Origin of the sequence: Streptomyces sp. SID3343 (assembly GCF_009865215.1) — a bacterium.
GTDB lineage: Bacteria > Actinomycetota > Actinomycetes > Streptomycetales > Streptomycetaceae > Embleya.
In genome coordinates this window covers 1-2,476 of the sequence record NZ_WWJX01000889.1, presented here as the reverse complement: position 1 = coordinate 2,476, position 2,476 = coordinate 1, and the positions used below count along the sequence as shown (strand labels likewise).

The 2,476-nt window shown below is 71.7% G+C and carries 1 protein-coding gene and 2 pseudogenes; all 3 read right to left on the bottom strand.

From position 1 onward, the window contains the following. A pseudogene (locus GT354_RS27605) lies at positions 1 to 545 on the bottom strand (hypothetical protein); the annotation flags it as partial. A 68-nt stretch (positions 546 to 613) separates the two neighbouring features. Continuing rightward, a complete protein-coding gene (locus tag GT354_RS27600; RefSeq protein WP_161359089.1) occupies positions 614 to 2,083 on the bottom strand; it encodes an APC family permease in 1,470 nt (489 codons plus the stop codon). A 191-nt stretch (positions 2,084 to 2,274) separates the two neighbouring features. After that, positions 2,275 to 2,476, bottom strand: a pseudogene (locus GT354_RS27595) (hypothetical protein); the annotation flags it as partial.

The window sequence follows — 2,476 nt, the reverse complement described above, 5'->3', positions numbered from 1 at the left end:
GCCTCGACCGCGTGCGCCGCCGTGACGACGTCGTCGGCCGCGAAGCCGCCGCCGTGGCCGAAGTAGAACCGGTCCCCCTCGCCGTGCACCCGCAGCAGGACCGACACGGGCGCGCCGCCGCGCCGCACCGCGGCGGCGCCGATCCGCCGCGCCGCGTCGAGCGAGAACACCGTGACCACCTCGGGCTCGGCGGCCACCACGAAGTCCTCGCTGCCGCGGTGCGGTTGGACGAGGTGTCCGACGTGCCCGACCGGGATGCCGTGCCGTGTCGCCGCGGCCAGGCAGGCCGTGTCCACCGCGACGACGGGCCCCAGGCCCGCGCCGATCGCGGCCCGGGTGACGTCGGGATTGCGGCCGTACTGCTTGGCCATCACGTACGTGTCGAGCCCGTGCCCGCGCGCCGCCTCGGCGATGTACGCGGCGTTGCGCGCGACGGTGTCGAGGTCGATCACGTAGGTGTTGGCGAGCAGCCGGCCCTCCTGATGGGCCGTCACCACGGCGTCGACGAGCGGGCGGTTGTGGCGGAGCAGGCGGTCGAGGAACATCGCGGGGTTTCTCCTTGCGGTGAGCGGGTGGACCGACCCCGGAGGGGGACGACGGGGCGATCCGGCGGTCAGGCGTGGGTGTGCGCGGCTTTCACCTGCGCCTGCGGTATGTCGTCCGAGTCGTCCTCGAACACCCGGCCCATCGCGGCCAGTACCTCCGGCCGGTTGTGGCGCGCCCACAGCAGATAGCCGGCGCCGAGCAGCATCCAGCCGCCGATCACGTACGGCACGAGGTTGTTCGGGTGTTCGGGCACCGGCCACAGCTGGCCGTAGATCGGCAGCAGCATGAGCAGCACGGTCGCGCCCGGCAGGATGCCGTGCCGTACGAGCTTGAACTCGCCGCGGTGTTCGCGCAGATAGAAGCGGATCACCGCGATGCTCATCAGGATGTAGATGACCACCATGCCCAGGCCGAGCACGGTGCCGGCGAACCCGTAGACGCCCAGCGGGCCCAGATCGCCACCGAAGCCGCTGCCCAGGACGAGCGCGAACACGAGCGAGAAGCCCAGGTAGGCGCTGATCGCCGACTGCGGCACGTGACGGCCGTTGGTGCGGCCCAGGAAGCGGGGCAGCACCCCCTCGCGGCCCATCGAGAACAGCACGCGCACGGCCGCGTTCGACCCGGACACCACATTGGCGAACTGGCTGACGATCACGGTCAGCGCCAGGATCCAGGTGACGCCCCAATAGCGGTCCACGAGCGTGGTCAGCGGCGCGCCGTCGCCGGCGAGGTCGCCGGCGTGCGCGGAGCCGAAGCCGATCGAGGTCGAGTAGGCCATCAGCACGTAGAACGTGCCGATCACGGCGACCGCGGTGAACAGCGCGAGCGGGATGCTGCGCTTGGCGCCGCGCGCCTCCTCGCCCAGGGTGGCCACCGACTCGAAGCCGATGAACATCAGGATGCCCCACAGCATGCCGGTGCCCAGGCCGCTGAACCCGTCGATCGAGTTCGCGGGGTTGAACGGCGCGACCGACAACCCCGAGTCGCCGCCGTCGCCGAGCACCACGCCGGCCAGGCCGAGCAGGACGCCGACCTCCAGGATCAGGAAGATCAGTGCGGTCTTGGCCGAACTGGAGACGCCGAGCGAGTTGACCCCCCACACGACGGCCGCGAACAGCAGCGACATCACCTGCCATGGGACGCCGATGTCGAACTGGTTGTCGAGGAAGTCGTGGCTGTAGCTGCCGAGCGCGGCGAAGAGCATCGGGCCGACCATGCCGTAGGTGAGCAGCAGGAGCCACCCGGACAGGAAGCCGCCGGACTTGCCGAAGCCGTGGCTGTTGTACGTGTAGGCGAAACCGGCCGCCGGCAACTTGCGGGCGAACGCGGCGATCGTGTTGGCGACGAGCAGGCTGGCCACCATCGCCAGGACGATGGCGAGCGGCAGTGCGTATCCGGCCCCCTTGGCGGCGGGCGGGGTGTTGAACGCGACGCTGGTGGCCGGGCCCATGAACGCCATGCACATGGCGACGGCGCCGAACACGGACAGCGTGTTCCGCCGAAGGGACCCGCCTTTCGACGGCTGTGCGGTGGACATCGGTACTCCGTGCGGTTCGTTGGGGTGGGACGGGCCCCGAGGGAAAAGGCTTTACGGGACGGGCGGTTCACGCGGTGAGCGGCGAAGCGGCCCGGTGGGTGCCGTGGTTCGGGTCGGGGGCGATGAAGCGGCCCGGTGGGGTGCCCCGGTTCGGACCGGAGCTGGGTCGGCGGACTCGGTGGTGCGGTGCCTCAGCCGGGGAGCAGGGCCGCGAGGTCGATGTCGGGTCGGATCGCGGCGGCCTCGTGGGCGGCGACGTCGAACCGGATCCGCAGCGCGGCGAGCGCGCGCGACACCGCGCCGAGCGCGCCGGCCAGGTCGGCCAGTTCCGAGTGCGCCAGGTCCGGGCACGCGGGAAGTCGTCGGCGTACGCGCTCGCGCAGCCGGCCGAGC